This is a genomic window from Clostridium bornimense (assembly GCF_018917145.1).
GTDB classification, from domain to species: Bacteria; Bacillota; Clostridia; order Clostridiales; family Clostridiaceae; genus Clostridium_AN; species Clostridium_AN bornimense_A.
Genome location: NZ_JAHLOD010000146.1, coordinates 1 through 510 on the forward strand (window position 1 = coordinate 1; position 510 = coordinate 510).

Annotated in this window: 1 protein-coding gene; it reads left to right on the forward strand. The window is 26.9% G+C overall.

What is annotated here, in order from left to right:
• The first annotated feature begins 67 nt into the window (after positions 1 to 67).
• On the forward strand, positions 68 to 373 hold the full coding sequence (locus KQI30_RS16930) for a helix-turn-helix domain-containing protein (protein ID WP_216464519.1): 306 nt from the start codon (positions 68 to 70) through the stop codon (positions 371 to 373).
• Positions 374 to 510 lie beyond the last annotated feature (137 nt).

The following is a 510-nucleotide window of genomic DNA, read 5'->3' on the forward strand; positions in this document are numbered from 1 at the left end:
ATTAAATTTAAGTGTTTTAAATATGTGTTTCACTAGATAAGAAACGGATTTACGGGGTGAATAAAATATGGCGATATTTAATAAAAAAAATAATATTAGTTGGGAAGAAAAGTATCATATGTTATCAGAAAGGTATTATAAGATTTGTGATGAAAATAGGGAATTAATAAAAAAGGTTAAGTTATTAGAAAATAGAATTAAGGCTACAGGCTATTTAGAGCCTAAGACAAGGCAGATATCATCAGAGGATATATTATACATAAAAACATTAAGGAGCAAGGAGAAGCTTAGTTATAGCGAAATATCTAAAGAATCTGGTTGGAGCAAATCAACTGTATGTAGAGTTTTAAATGGAGCATATGATAATGATTAATTAGTGATTAGTTCACCTTATGATACTTTTCTTCCCAACTAATATTATTTTTTTTATTAAATATCGCCATATTTTATTCACCCCGTAAATCCGTTTCTTATCTAGTGAAACACATATTTAAAACACTTAAATTTAAT